We start from the raw sequence: 18289 nt of genomic DNA, 5'->3' as shown, positions 1-18289 counted from the left end.
CGCTTCATGAAATTGCAGATCCTGATCGCCAGCGTGCTGGCCGCGTCCACCGCCTCCGCCGTCGCCGCCACCTACAACATCGACCCCAGCCACACCTACCCCAGCTTCGAGGCCGACCACATGGGCCTGTCCGTCTGGCGCGGCAAGTTCGACAAGACCAGCGGCACCGTCACCCTGGACCGCGCCGCCAAGACGGGCGCGCTCGACATCACCATCGACGCCGCCTCGATCGACTTCGGTTTCGAGAAGATGAACACGCACGCCAAGTCGCCCGACATGTTCAACGTGGAGAAATTCCCCACCGTGACCTACAAGAGCAAGTCGTTCAAGTTCAACGGCGACACGCTGGTGGGCGTGGACGGCGAGCTGACCATGCTGGGCGTGACCAAGCCGGTATCGCTGACGGTCAACAAGTTCAAGTGCATCATGCACCCGCGCTACAAGCGTGAAGTGTGCGGCGCCGACGCCACGGCCGAATTCAAGCGCACCGATTTCGGCCTGAACTACGCCACCCCGAACTTCGCGCCGGAAGTGAAGCTGGCGATCCAGGTCGAAGCCATCAAGTCCGAGTAAGCGGACAACCAGCGAGAACCACCAGCGCCGCGCACGCGGCGCGCGTTCGCCACCGCCCCCGCTGATACCGGCATGCCGGCATCAGCGGGGGCGTTTTCATTTGCGACCCGTCACTCGCGCCAGTCGTACTCCATCTGGCGCGCCGTTTCCAACGCCAGCGCGCGCCCCGCCAGCCGCTCCACCAGGTGCAGCGACATATCGATGCCGGCCGAGATGCCGCCCGACGTGACGATATCGCCTTCATCGATCCAGCGCCGCTCCTCGCACACCCGCACTTGCGGGAACAGCGCGCGCAGTTGGGCGACATCGGCCCAGTGCGTGGTCGCCTGCCGGCCATTCAACAGTCCGGCCTGCGCCAGCAGCAAGGCGCCCGTGCAGACGGAGGCCACCAGCTCGCATTGGCCGGCCCGGGCGGCGATCCAGCTGATGACGTCGGACTTGTCCAGTTCCGCCGTCACCTCCCCGCCCGGCACGATCAACACGTCGATGGCGGAAACATCGCCGAACTGCGCCTCGGGGAACACGCTCAATCCGGCCCGCGCGCGCAACATGGCCCCGTGGCGGCCTATCGTCAGCACCTTGAATGGTGCGGGTGTGCCCGGCGCCAGCCTGGCGCTGACCCGCGTGGCGCAGGTGAACACCTCATACGGCCCGGCGAAGTCGAGCACTTCAACGTCGTCGAAAACAAAGATGCCTATGGTGCGTGTCATGTGAACTCCCGTGGTTGAATAGGTTCATTGTCGCGTCCGGCCCGTTGACATAAATGACGATGATGGATGAATATCTGCCATCATGGGAAAAAGACAAACCGCACTCGCCGCTTCGCCCGTGCGCGCCGTCGCAGGCGCCAGCACGGCCATCGATATCTGGGTACTCGTGTTCCCCGGCTTCCTGCTGCTCGACGCCAGCGGCCCGATCCAGGTCTTCTCCAGCGCCAACGACGAGGCGCGCGACGCGGGCCTGCCCCCGCCTTACCGCATCCACCTGATCACGCCGGGCGGCGGCGCGGTCGCCTCGTCGGCCGGCGTCAGCATGCTGGCTGGCCCGCTACCGCGCCGCAGCCTGGCCGGCGCCACCCTCCTGGTGGCGGGCGGCCAGGGTTTGCATCTGCCGCCGGATACAGACCTGCGCATCACGGCCATCCCGGACGATGCCATCCTGCGCTGGATCGCGCGCGCAAGCGACAGCCTGGCACGCTGCTGCGCCGTCTGCACCGGCGCCTTCGTGCTGGCGCGTGCCGGCCTGCTGGAGCAGCGCCGCGCCGTCACGCACTGGCAGGACGTGGCGCAACTGCGCGCCCAGCATCCGGGCGTGCTGGTGCAGGACGACGCGATCTACGTCAGGGACGGCAAGTTCTACACCTCGGCCGGCATCAGCGCCGGCATGGACCTGGCGCTAGGCCTGGTCGAGGAGGATCTGGGCCACGCGGCGGCGCTGAGCGTGGCCAAGCGGCTGGTGCTGTTCCTGAAGCGTCCTGGCGGGCAGCGCCAGTTCAGCGCCGAGCTGCTGGCGCAAGCGCAGCCGCAAGGCATGAGCGCGCAGTTGACGGCGTGGCTTCGCCCGCGCCTGCGGCAGCACATCGACATCGAACAGATGGCGGCCGCCTGTGCGATGTCGGTGCGCACGCTGCACCGCAAGCTGCGCCAGGAAGACGATCTCACCCCGGCCCAACTGCTGGCGCGGCTGCGCATGGAACTCGCCTGCGGCCTGCTGGAGCGGCGCGGAATGACGGTCAAGCAGGCCGCGCGCCAGAGCGGCTATGGCACGGAATACAACTTGCGGCGCGCATTCGCCGCGCACCTGGGCGTGCTGCCGAGCGAATACCAGTCCCGCTTCGGTTGTAAGCGAATGTAAGACTCGGTAAGAGGTTGTAAGGCCCGTCAACTGAAGCGGGGCGGGCCCCGTTTTCTGCTCAATGACACGGGAATTGTCCCGGCGCAGAAACCAGAAAAGGATTACACATCATGACCAAGATTATCGCTTCCCTGATCGCCGGCCTGTTCGCAACCGCAGCCTTTGCACAAGCGCCCGCCGCCACCACCACCGTCGCCAGCACGCCTGCCGCCGTGAAAGCCGAAGCGAAAGACAGCAAAGCCGCCGTCAAAACCGAAGTCAAGGAAACCAAGGCCGCCGCCAAGACCGAAGCCAAGACCGTCAAGGCCGAAGCCAAGAGCGACGTGAAGGCCGAGACCAAGGTGGAAAAGACCAAGGAAGCCAAAGAACACAAGAAAGGTGAAGGCAAAGCCAAAGCAGCCGCCGAAGCCGGCAAGGTCGCAGGCAAGGAAGCCGCCGTCACCAAGTAAGCATCAACCAGCAGCACCGGATTTGAAGTCACCGCAGCACACAACCCATACAACTGTTTAAAGGAATACTGAAATGAGCAAAATCGTCGCCACCCTGATCGCCACCCTGTTCGCCACCGCCGCTTTCGCCCAGTCGCCAGCGCCTGCCGCCAACGCCACCACGGCCAACAGCGCGCCGGTAGCCGCCAAGGTCGCCACCACCGACACCAAGGCCGCAGTCAAGACCGAAGCCAAGGAAACCAAGGCGACTCCCGCCGCCGAGGAAGGTGCCAAGCCTGTGGCCAAGCACGCCAAAGTGAAGAAGCACCACAAGGCAGAGAAAGTGGCCAAGGCCGACACCAAGGACGCCGCCAAGACCACCGAGCCAGCAGCGCCTGTAGCGAAATAATCGCCGCAACGTCGTAACGCAGAAGGACAGGGGAAACGCCCTGTCCTTTTTTTTGTTTGGGTCTGGATTAACCGGTTGACGAACGGACAAGCACTGCCGATACTCACGGTCGCCGCACGCCACCAATTTCGCGCGGCGCCCATCAACGTCCCAACCGGAAACCGTATGAAAAAATCTGTCATCGCGCTCGCCATCCTGAGCGCCACCGCAGCCCATGCCGACGAAGGCATGTGGATGCCCCAGCAGCTGCCACAAGTAGCGAAGGAACTGAAAGCGGCCGGCCTCAAGCTCGACCCGGCCACCCTGACCAAACTGACCGAATTCCCCATGGGCGCCATCGTCAGCCTGGGCAACTGCTCGGCCTCGTTCGTGTCGCCGCAAGGCCTGGTCGCCACCAACCACCACTGCGTGTACGGCAGCGTGGCCCACAACTCCACGCCGCAGCGCGACCTGCTGGCCAACGGCTTCCTGGCAAAGAGCCTGGACGAGGAACTGCCCGCCGCGCCGGGCGCGCGCATCTACGTGACCAAGGAGGTGACCAACGTCACGGCCCGGATCATCAACGCCGACGTGGCGAAACTGACCGGCAAAAAACGCAGCGACGCCATCGAGAACAACCAGAAGGCCATGGTCGCCGCCTGCGAGCAGGACGCCGGCCACCGCTGCACCGTGTCGTCCTACTACGGCGGACTGGAGTTCTACCTGATCAAACAACTGGAGATCCGCGACGTGCGCCTGGTGCACGCGCCACCGGCCGGCGTGGGCAAATTCGGCGGCGACACCGACAACTGGATGTGGCCGCGCCACACGGGCGACTATGGCTTCTACCGCGCCTACGTCAGCAAGGACGGCAAGGCCGCCGACTACAGCAAGGACAACGTGCCCTACCTGCCGCAGCACTTCCTCAAGCCGGCCAAGGAGGGCGTGAAGGAAGGCGACTTCGTGATGGCGCTGGGCTACCCCGGCCGCACCAACCGCCACCGCCTGCCGTCGGAAGTGGCGTTCACCTTCGGCTGGAGCTACCCGGCCTATGTGAAGATGTCGGGCGAGAACCTGGCCATCATCGCTGCGGAAACGAAGGACAACAAGGACACGGCGCTGAAATACGCGGCGCAGGTGGCCAGCACCAACAACTACTACAAGAACCGCCAGGGCATGCTGGACTCCTACGCCGGCAGCGACATCCTGGCCCGCAAGACGGCCGAGCATGAGGCGCTCAAGGCATGGGTCAACGCCGACCCCGCCCGCAAGCACGAGTACGCGGCCGACATCGCGCGCGTGGAGCAGTTGATCGCCCGGCGCGACGCGGAAACCAAACGCGATTTCTTCCTCGGCTACGCCCATCCGCGCCTGCTCAACACGGCCCGCACGCTGTACCGGCTGGCCAACGAGCGCGCCAAGCCGGACGCCGAACGCAAGGCCGGCTTCCAGCAGCGCGACCTGCCGCGCATCCAGGCCAGCGTGGCCGCGCTGGTGCGCAACTACGACGAGAAGGTGGACAAGGCGCTGGTGCTGCACGCGCTGGCCAAGTACGCGGCCCAGCCCAAGGCTGAACGCAACGCCGCCTACGACGCCGTGCTGGGCATCCACGACGGCATGAGCGAGGCGGAATTGCACGCCGCGCTTGATACGCTGTACGCGGGCAGCAAGCTCGGTGACGCCACCGAGCGCGCCGCCTGGCTGACGCGCACGCCGGCCGAGTTCCAGGCCAGCACGGACAGCTTCATCAAGTCCGCCGTGGCCATGTACGGCCCCGACCTGCAGGATGAAGCCAAGGACGAGGAATTGGGCGGCAATATCCAGCAAGCCTACGCCACCTACATGAAGGCCAAGATCGCCTACATGCACAGCAAGGGCCAGGCCGTCTACCCGGACGCCAACAGCACGCTGCGCGTGACCTTCGGCCGCATCGCCGGCCGCGACCACGGCGCCGACGGCACCGCGTGGACCGCCTTCACCACCGTCAACGGCGTGCTGGCCAAAGCCACCGGCAAGGGCGAGTTCAACGCCCCGGCGGCGCAACTGGCGGCCATCAAGGCCAAGGACTTCGGCCGCTATGCCGATCCCAAGCTGAAGACGGTGCCGGTGGACTTCCTCGCCACGCTCGACATCACGGGGGGCAATTCCGGTTCGGCCGCGCTGAACGCCAAGGGCGAGTGGATCGGCCTGGCCTTCGACGGCACGCTCGATTCCATCATCTCGGACTGGGATTACAACAAAGCCAACACCCGCGACATCCAGGTCGACCTGCGCTACATCCTGTGGAACATGGAGCACGTGGACCACGCCGACAACCTGCTCAAGGAGATCGGCGCCGAATAAGCGCGGCCCCGGTCAGACCCGGCACCAAGGGAGCAGGCGGCCGCCTGCTCCCTTTTTTTTCGTCCGGCGACAAGCGCTTGCCAAATGCGCTACATTTAAGGTTCTGTTCAACCCACCGAGAAGGAGTTGTGATGACCGCGAAGAAAATTGGCATCCTGGTAGGCAGCCTGCGCAAGGATTCCTATACCCGCAAAGTGGCACAGGCGCTGGTGTCGCTGGCGCCGTCCACGCTGACGTTCGAGTTCATCGACATCGGCGAACTCCCGCTGTACAACCAGGACCTGGAGGAGAACGGCGCCGTCGCGCCGGCCGCCTGGACCGCCTTCCGCCAGCGCGTGCAGGGCTGCGACGGCGTGCTGTTCTTCACCCCCGAATACAACCGCTCGGTGCCGGCCGCGCTGAAGAACGCCATCGATGTGGGCTCGCGCCCGTACGGCAGCAGCGTGTGGGGCGGCAAACCGGGCGCCATCCTCAGCGTGTCGCCGGGCGCCATCGGCGGCTTCGGCGCCAACCACCACCTGCGCCAGTCGATGGTGTTCCTCGACGTGCCGCTGCTGCAGCAGCCGGAAGCCTACATCGGCGGCGCGGCCAAGCTGTTCGACGACAGCGGCAAACTGGCCAACGAGGGCACGCAACAATTCCTGCAAAAATTCGCCGCCGCCTACGCGCATTGGGTCGACACCAACGCCCGCCCGGCAAGCGCCTGACGCCGGCTAACGGCGCTGCAGCGCGAACGGATAGCGTCCGCCCGGCGCCGCGACCGGCACGAACAGATCGCGTTCGCCGGCCCGGCGCAGCAGCACCAACCCCTGGCCCTGGCCCTGGCCCTGGCCAGGGCTCTGGCTCTGGCTCTGGCTCTGGCTCTGGCTCTGGCTCTGGCTCTGGCCTTGGCCTTGTCCTTGGCTCTGAGCCTGGCCTTGTCCGGTAGGGGCCAGCACCAGCTCCGCGCCCGGCAAGCGCTTGGGCAGCGCGGCCAGCTCCCCGGCCGCCAGCGCCACCCCGCTGACGTAGATGCGGCGCGTGGCATGGAGAGTGCCTATCTCCAGCATGAAGCCGGCCGTGGCGGCCGTCCCCGGTTCACCCGGCATGGCCGTCACGCGCAGCCGCGCCTGGCCCTTGCGCAGGTAAAGCGTGTCCCACGTCCGCATGGGGTGGCCGGCCATCCCCCCGACCTGCCCCATCGCGGGCGGCTCGGCGTACACCAGCGGCACACTGCCTGCGGCGGCAACCGGCACGCCGGACGCCGGCAAGCCCCCGCGCCCCGGCGGCAGCACGGCCAGATCGGCCGACCCGGTACCGCCATCGCGTCCCGCCAGCGCCACCGTCAAACCATGAAAGCGTATCGTCGCCCGCCCGTCCGGTTCCAGCGCGATGCTGCCCCCGTCCGGCGCCGCCCCGCCCTGGTGCTGGGCCGGCACTTCCAGCACATAACGCGGCCCGATCTGGGCCAGCCCCACCCGGCAGCCCAGCGCCAGCAGGACCACCACGCACACCATCCGCCATCCATACCAGCCGCCCATCGCATCCTCCGCACGTCAAGACAAAATGCCAGTAATAGCACCGCCTTGGCGGCGGGCGCTTGAAGCAGCGCAAGGGCCAGCGGCCAGGACCGGCGATGCGCTGTCGCCGCTCAAAAATCAGGCACGAATGATACAATTCCGCCCTCGGCGCCGCGCTTATCCAGCGCGCGCGTGTTGAACAACCACCCTCTGAGATCCAGACGCCATGCACCCAGTCATGCCCACGCCCTACGAAAAAGGCAACCATAACCAGACCACCGAGTGGAGCGAATGTATCGCCTTCTACCAGGAGCTGGCCCGGCGCTTCCCGCAAGTGCTGCGGTTCGAGCAGATCGGCGTATCCGATGGCGGCGTGCCGGTGCACGCGGGCGTGGTCAGCGCCGACGGCGTGTTCGACCGCGACCAGATCAAGCGTGAAGGCCGCCCCGTCTTCTTCAACAACAACGGCATCCATCCGGGCGAGCCGGAAGGCGTGGACGGCTGCATGGCCATGGTGCGCGACCTGTGCTTCGAACCGGCCAAGCTGGCCGCGCTGGGCAAAACGGTGCTGCTGTTCGTCCCCGTCTACAACGTGGACGGTTGCCTGAACCGCGCCAACACCTCGCGCGTGAACCAGGACGGGCCGGAACAATTCGGCTTCCGTGGCAACAGCCGCCACCTGGACCTGAACCGCGACTTCATCAAGTGCGACACGCTCAACGCGCGCCTGTTCAACGAGCTGCTCACCAGCTGGGACCCGGACGTGATGGTCGACACCCACACCTCCAACGGCGCCGACTATCCGTACACGATGACGCTGATCCACACCCAGGCCGACAAGCTGGGCGGCGAACTGGGCGCCTTCCTGCGCCACACCATGCTGCCGCACATCTACGAAAAGATGGAAGCGCGCGGCTGGCCCACCTGCCCCTACGTGAACCCGGTCAAGGATAGCCCGGACGAAGGCATCGCCGAATTCCTTGAAGTGCCGCGCTTCTCGACCGGCTTCGCAGCCCTGCACCACGTGATCGGCTTCATGCCCGAGACGCACATGCTCAAGCCGTTCGCCGACCGCTACGAATCGATGCGCGCGCTGGTGGACGTGACGCTGGCCTTCACCGTCGCCCACGGCGACCAGATCCGCCAGCTGCGCGCCGCCGCGCGCGCGCACGACCGCCGCCGCAGCCACTGGCCCGTGACGTGGAAGATGGACGAGCAAAATCCATCCACCTTCCGCTTCAAGGGTTACGCGGCCAAGCGCAGCCCCAGCCTACTGGGCAACTACCAGCGCCTGTGGTACGACCGTGGCCAGCCATGGGAACAGGACATCGCCTACTTCAACCACTTCCCGGCCGACGTCACCGTGCGCGCGCCCAAGGCCTACATCGTGCCGCAGGCGTGGCGTGAAGCGATCGAACGGCTGCAATGGAACGGCGTCCAGATGCGCCGACTGGAAACGGCCACCACCTTCGAAGCGCAGTACTACCACATCGCCTCCGTGAGCTCGCGCCCGCACGCCTACGAAGGCCATATGTTCCACGACGACGTGCAGGTGGAAGCGCGCACCGGCAGCTTCACCGCGCAGGCCGGCGACTACTACATCGCGCTCGACCAGGACAACGCCCGCTACGCCGTCGAAACGCTGGAACCGCAGGCGCACGACAGCTTCTTCCGCTGGGGCTTCTTCAACAGCGTGCTGGAAAAGAAGGAAGCCTATTCAGACTACGTGTTCGAAGACCTGGCGCTGCAGATGCTGGAAACGGAACCCGCGCTGAAAGCCAGGTTCGAAGCATGGAAGGCCGCCAATCCGGCCCTGCTGACCGACCAGACCAAGGTGCTGGACTTCATCTTCGAAAACGGCGAACGCCACGCGGAGCCGGAATGGCGCCGCTACCCCGTGCTGTCCGTGTTCTGATTCAAGGCAGGCCCGCCACCACACGGGTCTGCCGGTTTTGCCCCACACCCGTCCCGCCCGCGCGGGACGCCGCCGCGCCGTCTTCCATGACAGCGCGGCGTTCCACGCCAGCGCCGGCGATCCCGGCGCGCGCGTGACACGTGCGGCGCGCCCACCGGCGCGGCCGCGTAGCTCACAAGTACCGACTCCAGACCACTGGACCGCCGTTGCCCACAAGGTCACCGACATGCATTACGCACTCAACCTGCGCACATTTTTCTACAGCCATTACTTCCACCTGGGGCTGCGCTTCGCCGCCGGGCTGGTGGGCGTCACCCTCGTCACGCTGCAATTCGCCGGCATGGCCACCGCCATGACGGTCTGCATCGGCGCCCTGTGCACGGCCCTGATGGACATGCCCAGCCCCCTGCGCCACAAGTTCAACGAGATGTCGGCCTCGGTGCTGCTGTGCAGCGCCGTCACCCTGCTCATCAGCCTGTGCGGCCCGGTGCGCTGGCTGTTGATGACGATGCTGGTCCTGGTCAGCTTCATGGCCTGCATGATGGTGGTGTACGGGAAGAAGTCGATGCCGCTGCAACTGGCCACGCTGTTCATCATGACCATGTCGATGGAACACGACATGACGGCGCGCGAATCGTTCATCCACGCCGGCCTGTTCACGCTGGGCGCGGTGGCCTACCTGGCTTACTCGATGGCCGTGTCCTGGCTGCTGCGCCACCGCATCAAGCAGCAGGTGCTGGCCGAAGCGCTGTTCGAACTGGCCGCCTACATCGACATCAAGGCCGATTTCTACGACACGCGCTACAACCTCACCGAGCAGTTCAACAAACTGGTGCGGCACCAAAGCCTGCTGGCCGACCGCCAGCAGGCGTCGCGCGACCTGATCCTGCGCAGCCACCAGGACAGCAGGGACGCCATCGTGGTGCAGGTCCACGTCTGCATGCTGGACCTGTATGAGCTGATCCTGTCCACCCACACCGACTACGCCCAGTTGCGCGCCCACCTGGCCGATTCGCCCGTGCTGAAAACGCTGCACGACCTGGCGTGGAAGGCGGCGCGCGACATCGAATCGGCCGCCTACGCCATCACCCGCAAGCGCGCCTCGTACCAGCACGTGAACTACGACGCGGAGCTGGCCGCCGTGGAGGACGAACTGCGCGTCCTGCAGCGCAAGGTGGACGAGGGCAAGCCGGTGCAGGAAGCGCTGGCCGTGCTGCGCGCCCAGCGCAACAAGATCAAAGCCATCCTGCACATGGTAGGCCAGCTGCACCTGGCCAGCCAGAAGGCCTACGACAGCACGCCGTTCTGGAGCGACGCCGACATGGGCCCCTTCCTGTCGCAGCAAAAGTACGAATTCAAGATGATCCTGTCGCACCTGCGCTGGGACTCGCCCATCTTCCGCTTCTCGCTGCGGGTGGCCATGGCGATCTCGGTCGGCCTGCTGGTGGGCGCGCATCTGCCCTACGCGGCCCACAGCTACTGGATCGTGCTCACCATCGTCATCATCCTCAAGCCCAGCTTCAGCATGACGCGCCAGCGCCGCAGCGACCGCATCGTGGGCACCGTGATCGGCTGCGTCATCACGGCCTTCATCATCCGCTACCTGAACTATCCGGCCGCCATCCTGGCCTTCCTGATCCTGTCCACGGTGGCCACGCCCACCTTCATCTACCTGCGCTACCGCTACGCCGCCATCACCGTCAGCGTGATGATCCTGCTGCAGATGCACCTGCTGGCGCCCGGCAACCACAACCTGATCGTGGAACGGCTGGTCGACACCATCATCGGCGCGGCCGTGGCCACGGCGTTCAGCTTCGTGCTGGCCAACTGGGAATACCAAAGCCTGCCGCGCCTGATCCGCCTGGTGCTGGACGCGAACCTGCGCTACATGCAGGCCGCGTTCGATCTGCTGCAGGGCAAGGGCCGCGACGATTTCGCCTACCGCATCGAGCGCAAGCGGCTGATGGACAGCTTGGCCGCGCTCAGCGCCGCGCTGGTGCGCATGCTCGACGAACCGGCCAGCAAGCAGCGCGCGGTAGAGGACATCAACCTGTTCATCGTGCAGAACTACCTGCTGGTGGCGCACGTGGCGGCGCTGCGCGCCATCCTGCGCCGGCATGGCGCGGAACTGCCGGCGGCCGCCGTCAACGCCAAGCTGCGAGACAGTCACCGCGACGTGGTGGCCATCCTGGCCGCCGCGCTGGCCCGGCACGGCCAGGCCGGCGCTGGTGCCGGCGTGGACCACGCGCCGGAGGCCGCCGGGATTGGCGATGATAATGGCACCACGCCGGCCGTCCCCTGGTCCGGCTGGCCGCTGGTGCAGCGGCGCATCCGCCTGCTGCAGGCCGACGCCGCCAAGATCATCGTGCACAGCGCAGCCATCGAACGCGACGTGGCGTGACGAGCTGGCATCGGCCAGCCAATGCAGTCCATTTCAGTCCATTTGGACTATTTGGTGATCAATTCAACAATGATATTCTGGAAGCAATTATTCCGTCCGCGCCATTCCCGGCCGGACCTGTCCAGTATCTTGCGGAGAAAGCCATGCATCCCCTGTTCAAAACCACCGTGTCGGCCGGCCTGCTGGCCCTGTCGCTGAGCGCGCACGCCGCCAAAACCACGATCGACTTCGACAACTTCGATTTGCACGGCGAGCAATATACCGCCATCAACAATGGCTACGCCGGCCTGAACTGGAACAATTTCGGCGTGATCCACGGCGGCAACGACAACAGCCTGGCCGACACCGGCTATGACTACGGCACGGTGTCCGGCGTCAACGCCGCGTACAACGAGCGCGGTGACGATGCGTCGTTCTCCAGCACCAGCAGTTTCAAGCTGTACTCGCTGTTCCTGACGGCGGCCTGGAACCCCAGCACCGTAGAATTCTACGGCTACCACGGCAACACCCTGAGCCAGCAATTGGTGGTCGACACCAATCAGCTGTCGCCGGTCCTCGTGCATTTCAACTGGAGCGATATCGACCAGGTCCGCATGCACGTCCGGGGCAATAATTTCACCCGCCAGCAAGTGGTCGACAACATCAAGCTCGAATTCACGCCGACGGCGCCGGTACCGGAGCCGGAAACGTATGCGATGCTGCTGGCCGGTCTGGGCTTGCTCGGCTACACCCAACGCCGCAAAGCGCGCGCCCGCGCCTGATCCCGCGACGGCAGGCGCGCACCCGGCGCAGGCAGGCAAAGGCAATACAAGGCAATACAAGGCAGGACAAGGCAGCGCACGCTTGAAACCGGCGCGGACCGCCATTATCATCACGGGCACCGTTCGTTCACTGCACTTGCGATGTCTGAATCCTGCCAGCATTGCGGCGCCTGCTGCGCCGCCTATCGCGTCTCGTTCTACTGGGCCGAAACGGATGCCCACCCGGAAGGCAGCGTGCCGCACGCGCTGACCGTGCCGATCTCGCCCCATCACGCCGCCATGCGCGGCACCGAGCGCGCGCCCGCGCGCTGCGTGGCGCTGGACGGCGAGGTGGGCCGCGCCGTGGCCTGTTCGATCTATAGCCAGCGTTCCTCCACCTGCCGCGAATTCGACGCCGGTACCCAGCGCTGCAACGACGCGCGCGCCCGGCACGGTCTGCCGCCGTTGTAGCCGCCTAGTGCCGCGCCAACGCGGTGCGTACGATGGCATGCCCTGCACGCCGCGCCGATCGCTGCTACCATGGCCTGATGAGTTCATCCAACCATCTTCCTCTGAGCGGCCGCGATCTGCTGGCCGCGTTGTGCGTGGTACTGATCTGGGGCACCAACTTCATCGCCATGAAAGTGGGCCTGCGCTCGCTCACCCCGTTCCAGCTCGGCGCCGGCCGCTACCTGTTCGCCGTCCTGCCACTGATCCTGTTCATCCGTCCGCCCCGTCTGCCGGCGCGCTGGGTCGTGCTGTACGGACTATGCCAGGGCGTCGGCCAGTTCGGCCTGCTGTTCTTGTCGCTCAAGGTCGGCATGTCGGCCGCGCTGGCCTCGGTGCTGCTGCAGACCCAGGTCTTCTTCACGGCCTTCTTCGGCTTCGTCCTGCTGGGCGAGCATGCCAGCCGCGCCCTGCAGGGCGGCCTGCTGCTGGCCGCGCTGGGCCTGGCCTGCTTCGGCGCCAACTATCTCGCGCCGGGCCAGGCCGGCGCCACCACGGCCGGCGGCTTCGCGCTGTGCGTGGCGGCGGCGGCCATGTGGGCCGCCTCCAACATCGTCGTGCGCCGCGCCCAGAAAGCCACGCCGCAGTTCGACGTGGTGGCGTTCATGGTGTGGAGCAGCACGGTGCCGGTGCTGCCGTTCGTGGCCCTGTCGCTGGCCTTCGACGATCCGGCCACGCGCTGGCAGTGGCTGGCCGCGCCGGCCGGCACCTGGGTGTCGCTGGCCTATCTGGGCTGGATGGCCACCGTGCTGGCCTACGCCATGTGGACCGGCCTGCTCAAGCGCCATCCCGTCAACCGGGTGGCGCCGTTCAGCCTGGGCGTGCCGGTGGTGGGCATCAGCGCCGGGATGCTGGTGCTGGGCGACCAGATCACCGGCTGGCAGTGGACCGGCACGGCGCTGATCGTGGCGGCGCTGGCGTGCGTGATGTTCGGCGGCCGCTGGCTGAAACAGGTCGCCCGCGCCTGAAGCGGACGCGGGCCGCGTGGTTCAGGCGAAGCACACCTGGTTGCGGCCCGACTCCTTGGCGCGGTACAGCAAGGCATCGGCCTTTTGCAGCATGGCTTCGGCCGTGCCGGCCGCCAGGTCCGCGTACACGCCCATGCTCATCGTCACCTTGAGGCCGGGCTGCACCTCGTGCCACGGGAATCCCTCGATCAGGTGGCGCAGCTTGTCGCACAGCGCGGCCGCTTGCGGCAGCGCCGTCTCCGGCAACGCGATCACGAATTCCTCGCCGCCGTAACGGGCCACCAGGTCCGTCAGCCGCATGTGGCCGCGCAGGATCTCGCCCACCTGGCGCAGCACGGCGTCGCCGGTGGCGTGCGAATACTGGTCGTTGATGCGCTTGAAGAAGTCGATGTCGCCGATCACCAGGCTCAGCGGCCGCTTGTGGCGCACGGCCTGGTTGAACAGCGTGGTGGCTTGCTCGTCGAAGTGGCGGCGGTTGTAGAGCTTGGTCAGCGCGTCGCGCACGCTCAGTTCGCGCAACTGGTCGGCCTGGGCCAGGATGGTCTGGTGCGATGCGCTCAGCTCCTCGTGGCTGCGCGCCAGTTGCTCGCTCATCGCATTGAACGCGTTGGCCAGCGCCGCCACCTCATCCTTGCCCTGCACAGGCACCCGTTGCAGCAGCGAACCGCCGTGCATGGCGCGCACGGCGTCGGTCAGGCTGCTCAGCGTGCGGCTCAGGCGTTTGCTCAGCAGCACGCCGAGCGCCAGCGCCAGCACGGCCGCCCCCGTCACCCCGGCCAGCAACGCTTCGCGCATGGCCGCCAGATACTGCAATTCCTCCTTGCTGGGCGTGAACACGCCTTCCGGTGAGATGTAGGCCGCCACCTTGCCCGCCACCATCACGGGCCGGGCATCCTTGCGCGCGGCTTCGGGCAGCGGTTCGCCGGGCCGGTACACGCCGGCCCCCAGCAACACCTTGTAATCCTGGTCGGCGACGATGAAATGGAAAGGCGGCTCGGCGCCGGGGCGCGGGCCCGGCGGCGGGCGGTCGCCCGGCCCCCGGGCGCCGGCGTCGGACGGGCCGGCGCCCGGCGGTGGCGGGCCGCCCTCCTCGCCCGGCATGGGGGGATGCCCGGGGCCGTCGAAGCCGGGACCGACGCGAGGCCGGCCATCGGGCCGGGGCGGCATGCCCGGCCCGCCTTCATCGGCCGGATACGGACGCCCATCGGGCGGTGGCCCGGCTTCGCCATTCGCCGGCAGGGGCGCCTCCGGCGGCGCCGCGCCCGCCCCGTTTCGCTGCACCGCAACATCGAAACGCTCGGCCGCCTGCGAGCGATGCATGAAACGGTCGAACGGTTCGGCCGCGGTGGCCGTCTGCCAGTCGCCATATTGCGTCAGATAGGCGCTCAGGTATTTGTAGAAGTGGTCGGCCGCCTGCTGACGCCGTATCAGATCGACCTTTTTGTTCATCCCCACGTATGCCAGCCCGCCCACCATGGCCACGGCCGCCAGCCCGCTCAGCAGCAATGCGAGCATAAATCGTATACGCAAGGACATATATCACCCCGTCTTCGTCTTATTGCAAATTGGACAGTAATCATACCCCAGCGCAGTCACATTCCCAGAGGGAAGACGCGGATTTCCCCGCGTTTTTCGTTGCCATGAGGCATGAAAAAATTACATTACTAAATCAATGTTATGTCGTTTCTGTATGGATACCATCACGAATCAAAAGTTTGTTTATTACTGAAGGAGCCCTATACTGCACTGCAACAACGGACGAAAAGGAGCTTCACATGAGCACTGCACACACCCACCTGAGCTACAACGACCATGCCGCCGGCGGTTACGCCAGCAACGTTGCCCAAGCTGCACGCGGCCTGCTGGCCGCCCTGTTCGCGGTCAAGCCGCGCGAAGTACAGGCAGTGGAAGCGCAGCGTCAAGGTGAGGCGACCTACCTGTCCCGCATGGCCGACGACTATGAGCACATCGCCCCCAACCTGTCGGCCGAACTGCGCTTCATGGCGTCGCGGGGCTGATCATGCAAGTCCTGTCGCTGCTTCCCGCCATTCTGGCAACCGTGGGCCTGGTTCTGCGCCTGTATCTTGGTTCTCAATCGGAGTAAAACTATGCTGACCATCATCGAAAATCTGCCTGCCGCCATCGCCCTGTCGGGCCTCGTGCTGCGCCTCTACCTGGGCGCCAAGCCCGAGCAGACCGAAGCGCAATAAGCGGCAAACAAAGACAAGGGGGGACGTGACACAGTTAGATCAACTGTCAATTGTGTTACGCCACCCTTTAACAAAAAAGACCCGGCCGCTCACGCTGCCGGGTCTTTTTTTATGAGGGTCGTTATTGTTGCGCGGCGCGGTTCAGGTGCGAGTTGCGCATGCCGTACAGGAAATAGGTCAGGATCGCGGCCGTCATCCAGATCGTGAAGATGGTGAAGGTGGTGCGCGACAGGTCGCGCATGATGTACAGGCAGGCCAGAATGCTCAGCCCCGGCACTACATAAGGGCCGAAAGGCACGCGGAAACCGTCCACGCCCTTGCCGTTTTCGCGCCGCCGCATCACCGGCACGGCCATCGAGACGACGATGAAGGCCGTCAGCGTGCCCATGCTGACCATGTCCCACAGGAAGGTGGCATCGACGAAACCGGACACCACCCCCACCACGCAACAGACGATCAGCGTGTTGCTGACCGGCGCCGCCGTGCGCGGGTTGACGGTCTGGAACGCCTTCGAGATCAGGCCGTCGCGCGAGATGGCGAACAGGATGCGGGTCTGGCCGTAGATCGTCACCAGCGTTACGCTGAACACGGAAATGACGGCGCCGGCCGCCAGCACCAGCGCCGGCCAGGTCTTGCCCGTCACGTTCTGCAGGATCACGGCCAGGCCAGCTTCCTGCCCCTCGAACTTGGCCGCCGGCTGCGCGCCCAGCGCCGCCACGGCCACCAGCATATAGAACACGGTGACGATGACCAGCGCCGAGAGGATGCCGATCGGCACGTTGCGGCGCGGATTGCGCACTTCCTCGCCGGCCGTGGCCACCGTGTCGAGCCCGATGAACGAGAAGAACACGGTGCCGGCCGCCGCCGTCACCCCCTTCATGCCGGCGAAGCCCTTGCTGTTGTCGGTGTTGAAGAAGGGGAAGAAATTATGCGAGTCGAAACCGGCGAACGCGATCACGACGAAGAACACGAGGATCGCCAGCTTGATCATCACCATGATGGCGTTGGTGGTGGCCGATTCCTTGGTGCCGCGCAACAGCAGGAAGCAGCACAGGCACACCAGCATGATGGGCGGCAGATTGATGTGGCCGGGATGAAACTCGATGCCGGTCGGCCCCGACACGATCATCGGCGAGCGCAGCAACGACGGGATGTGCCAGCCGAACGCGTTGACCAGGAAATTGTTCAGGTAATCGGACCAGCCGATGGCCGTGGCGCTGGCCGCCAGCCCGTATTCGAGCAGCAGACAGGCCGCCATGATGAAGGCCAAAAACTCCCCCACGGTGGCGTAGGCGAAGGAATACGAGGAACCGGAGGCGGGAATGCGGAACGACAGCTCGGCGTAGCACAAGGCCGTCAGGCCGGCCGTGATGGCGGCGATCAGGAACGACAGGATGACGGATGGCCCGGCCTTGGGCACGGCTTCCACCATGGTGAAGAAAATACCGGTGCCGATGGTGGCGCCGACGCCGATCATGGTCAGCGGAAAGAGGCCGATCGAGCGGTTCAAGCCGCTGCCGGTGTTGCCTTGCGTATGCTCAGGGGTGACGTCGACCGGCTTGGTACGGGTCAGTTTTCGGGCCAGTGTCTGGTTCACAGGCGATCCTTGTATCGGTTGCAACGGCAGCGCGGGTAACGCTCCGGCGAAATGGTCGGTCAAAAAAACTATGCGCGATTATAGGGCTTCTTGCCGCCGGCCCCTACAGTAATTTTTGTGCATAAATTGCAACACGCAGCCCCAGCCCGCCCCCGTTTTCCGCCCTGCCGTTACACATGCTTACTTTTGATACAGCGCAATGTATAGCTTGCGGCGGGCCGGACCGTTAATCTGGCGCCATGCATTACTCAATAACAACCAGGAGCCCAGACATGGAAAAGATCCCAACCGTAACCCGCCGCATTCACCCCCTGATCGCAGGCGCTGCGATTTCGGTCACCGTTCTGAGTCTGGTGGGCACGGCCGCCATCGCCGGCTGGCTGCCTTCATCGAAAGCCAAGGGCGACATCAATCCCGCCGCGAACAATGCGCTGACGTCGGAGCTGGCCCCCGGCCAGGCCCAGCCGCCGCTGCCGCCCGCCGCCGTGGAGCAGGCGCAGTACCAGCAACCGCAGCAGCCATATCAGCAGCCACAGCAGGCGCAGCAACAGCCGGTCGTGCACCACACGGCCCGCGTGCACCACAGCACGCAACTGGCCCAGGCCGACGACTATGACCGCCGCGCCCAGTCCGCGCCGCAGCCTGCACCGGCCCCGGCCAACAGCTCGCCCAACTACGTGGGCATCGGCGCCGGCGCCGTGATCGGCGGCCTGCTGGGCAACCAGGTAGGTGGCGGCCGCGGCCGCACCGCCGCCACCATCGCCGGCGCCATCGGCGGCGGCCTGCTGGGCAACCAGATCCAGGAACAGCAAAAGCAGCCGCAACGCTGATCCACGCGGGACAGCCGTCCCGCCGCACCGCTCCCA

Annotated in this window: 17 protein-coding genes; 13 read left to right on the top strand and 4 right to left on the bottom strand. The window is 65.9% G+C overall.

The genetic code is table 11. The features are described 5' to 3' along the window. The first annotated feature begins 6 nt into the window (after window positions 1-6). Window positions 7-573 carry a YceI family protein gene (locus AC1RQG_RS13440; protein WP_493132085.1) on the top strand — a complete coding sequence of 189 codons (567 nt, stop codon included), beginning with the start codon at window positions 7-9 and terminating at the stop codon, window positions 571-573. Between the two features lie 110 nt (window positions 574-683). Here AC1RQG_RS13440 and AC1RQG_RS13435 read toward each other — a convergent pair whose 3' ends face one another. Next, window positions 684-1283: a DJ-1/PfpI family protein gene (locus AC1RQG_RS13435; protein ID WP_493132083.1), complete on the bottom strand. Its 600-nt coding sequence runs from the start codon at window positions 1281-1283 to the stop codon at window positions 684-686. A gap of 82 nt (window positions 1284-1365) precedes the next feature. Between AC1RQG_RS13435 and AC1RQG_RS13430 the strand changes: the two genes are divergently transcribed. From AC1RQG_RS13430 to AC1RQG_RS13410, 5 genes are all read left to right on the top strand, one after another. Beyond that, window positions 1366-2427: a GlxA family transcriptional regulator gene (locus AC1RQG_RS13430; RefSeq protein WP_493132081.1), complete on the top strand. Its 1062-nt coding sequence runs from the start codon at window positions 1366-1368 to the stop codon at window positions 2425-2427. A 110-nt stretch (window positions 2428-2537) separates the two neighbouring features. Then, on the top strand, window positions 2538-2876 hold the full coding sequence (locus AC1RQG_RS13425) for a hypothetical protein (RefSeq protein WP_493132079.1): 339 nt from the start codon (window positions 2538-2540) through the stop codon (window positions 2874-2876). A 73-nt stretch (window positions 2877-2949) separates the two neighbouring features. Further along, the gene (locus AC1RQG_RS13420) at window positions 2950-3264 is read left to right on the top strand and encodes a hypothetical protein (protein ID WP_493132077.1); all 315 of its coding nucleotides are present in this window, start codon (window positions 2950-2952) and stop codon (window positions 3262-3264) included. 165 nt (window positions 3265-3429) lie between these two features. After that, entirely contained in the window at window positions 3430-5586 is a 2157-nt protein-coding gene (locus tag AC1RQG_RS13415; protein WP_493132075.1) for a S46 family peptidase, read from the top strand. Window positions 5587-5717: 131 nt separating this feature from the next. Beyond that, window positions 5718-6293: an NADPH-dependent FMN reductase gene (locus AC1RQG_RS13410; protein WP_493132073.1), complete on the top strand. Its 576-nt coding sequence runs from the start codon at window positions 5718-5720 to the stop codon at window positions 6291-6293. A 6-nt stretch (window positions 6294-6299) separates the two neighbouring features. Here AC1RQG_RS13410 and AC1RQG_RS13405 read toward each other — a convergent pair whose 3' ends face one another. Beyond that, window positions 6300-7106: a hypothetical protein gene (locus AC1RQG_RS13405; RefSeq protein WP_493132071.1), complete on the bottom strand. Its 807-nt coding sequence runs from the start codon at window positions 7104-7106 to the stop codon at window positions 6300-6302. Between the two features lie 205 nt (window positions 7107-7311). Between AC1RQG_RS13405 and AC1RQG_RS13400 the strand changes: the two genes are divergently transcribed. The 5 genes from AC1RQG_RS13400 (at window position 7312) to AC1RQG_RS13380 (ending at window position 13616) form a co-directional block, all read left to right on the top strand. Then, a complete protein-coding gene (locus AC1RQG_RS13400; protein WP_493132070.1) occupies window positions 7312-9000 on the top strand; it encodes a M14 family zinc carboxypeptidase in 1689 nt (562 codons plus the stop codon). Window positions 9001-9226: 226 nt separating this feature from the next. After that, window positions 9227-11401, top strand: a complete 2175-nt coding sequence (locus AC1RQG_RS13395) for an FUSC family protein (RefSeq protein WP_493132068.1) — start codon at window positions 9227-9229, stop codon at window positions 11399-11401. 143 nt (window positions 11402-11544) lie between these two features. Further along, on the top strand, window positions 11545-12162 hold the full coding sequence (locus AC1RQG_RS13390) for a PEP-CTERM sorting domain-containing protein (protein WP_493132066.1): 618 nt from the start codon (window positions 11545-11547) through the stop codon (window positions 12160-12162). A 141-nt stretch (window positions 12163-12303) separates the two neighbouring features. Next, the gene (locus AC1RQG_RS13385) at window positions 12304-12612 is read left to right on the top strand and encodes a YkgJ family cysteine cluster protein (protein WP_493132064.1); all 309 of its coding nucleotides are present in this window, start codon (window positions 12304-12306) and stop codon (window positions 12610-12612) included. Between the two features lie 77 nt (window positions 12613-12689). Continuing rightward, window positions 12690-13616 carry an EamA family transporter gene (locus tag AC1RQG_RS13380; protein WP_493132062.1) on the top strand — a complete coding sequence of 309 codons (927 nt, stop codon included), beginning with the start codon at window positions 12690-12692 and terminating at the stop codon, window positions 13614-13616. A gap of 21 nt (window positions 13617-13637) precedes the next feature. Here AC1RQG_RS13380 and AC1RQG_RS13375 read toward each other — a convergent pair whose 3' ends face one another. Continuing rightward, window positions 13638-15131 (bottom strand): sensor domain-containing diguanylate cyclase, encoded by a 1494-nt coding sequence (locus AC1RQG_RS13375; RefSeq protein WP_493132060.1) that lies wholly within the window; start codon window positions 15129-15131, stop codon window positions 13638-13640. A gap of 260 nt (window positions 15132-15391) precedes the next feature. Here AC1RQG_RS13375 and AC1RQG_RS13370 point away from each other — a divergent pair, with 260 nt between their 5' ends. Then, on the top strand, window positions 15392-15634 hold the full coding sequence (locus AC1RQG_RS13370; RefSeq protein ID WP_493132058.1) for a hypothetical protein: 243 nt from the start codon (window positions 15392-15394) through the stop codon (window positions 15632-15634). A gap of 313 nt (window positions 15635-15947) precedes the next feature. Here the strand turns inward: AC1RQG_RS13370 and AC1RQG_RS13365 are convergent, their stop codons facing one another. Continuing rightward, window positions 15948-17423 (bottom strand): APC family permease, encoded by a 1476-nt coding sequence (locus tag AC1RQG_RS13365; protein ID WP_493132056.1) that lies wholly within the window; start codon window positions 17421-17423, stop codon window positions 15948-15950. 272 nt (window positions 17424-17695) lie between these two features. On the opposite strand from AC1RQG_RS13365, the gene AC1RQG_RS13360 reads away from it, so the two are divergent. Then, on the top strand, window positions 17696-18253 hold the full coding sequence (locus tag AC1RQG_RS13360) for a glycine zipper 2TM domain-containing protein (RefSeq protein WP_493132054.1): 558 nt from the start codon (window positions 17696-17698) through the stop codon (window positions 18251-18253). Window positions 18254-18289: the final 36 nt, after the last annotated feature.

Source organism: Rugamonas sp. GW822-FHT03B10, from assembly GCF_058801745.1.
The sequence above is the reverse complement of the archived record's forward strand: the minus strand, read 5'-3'. Positions and strand labels throughout refer to the sequence as shown.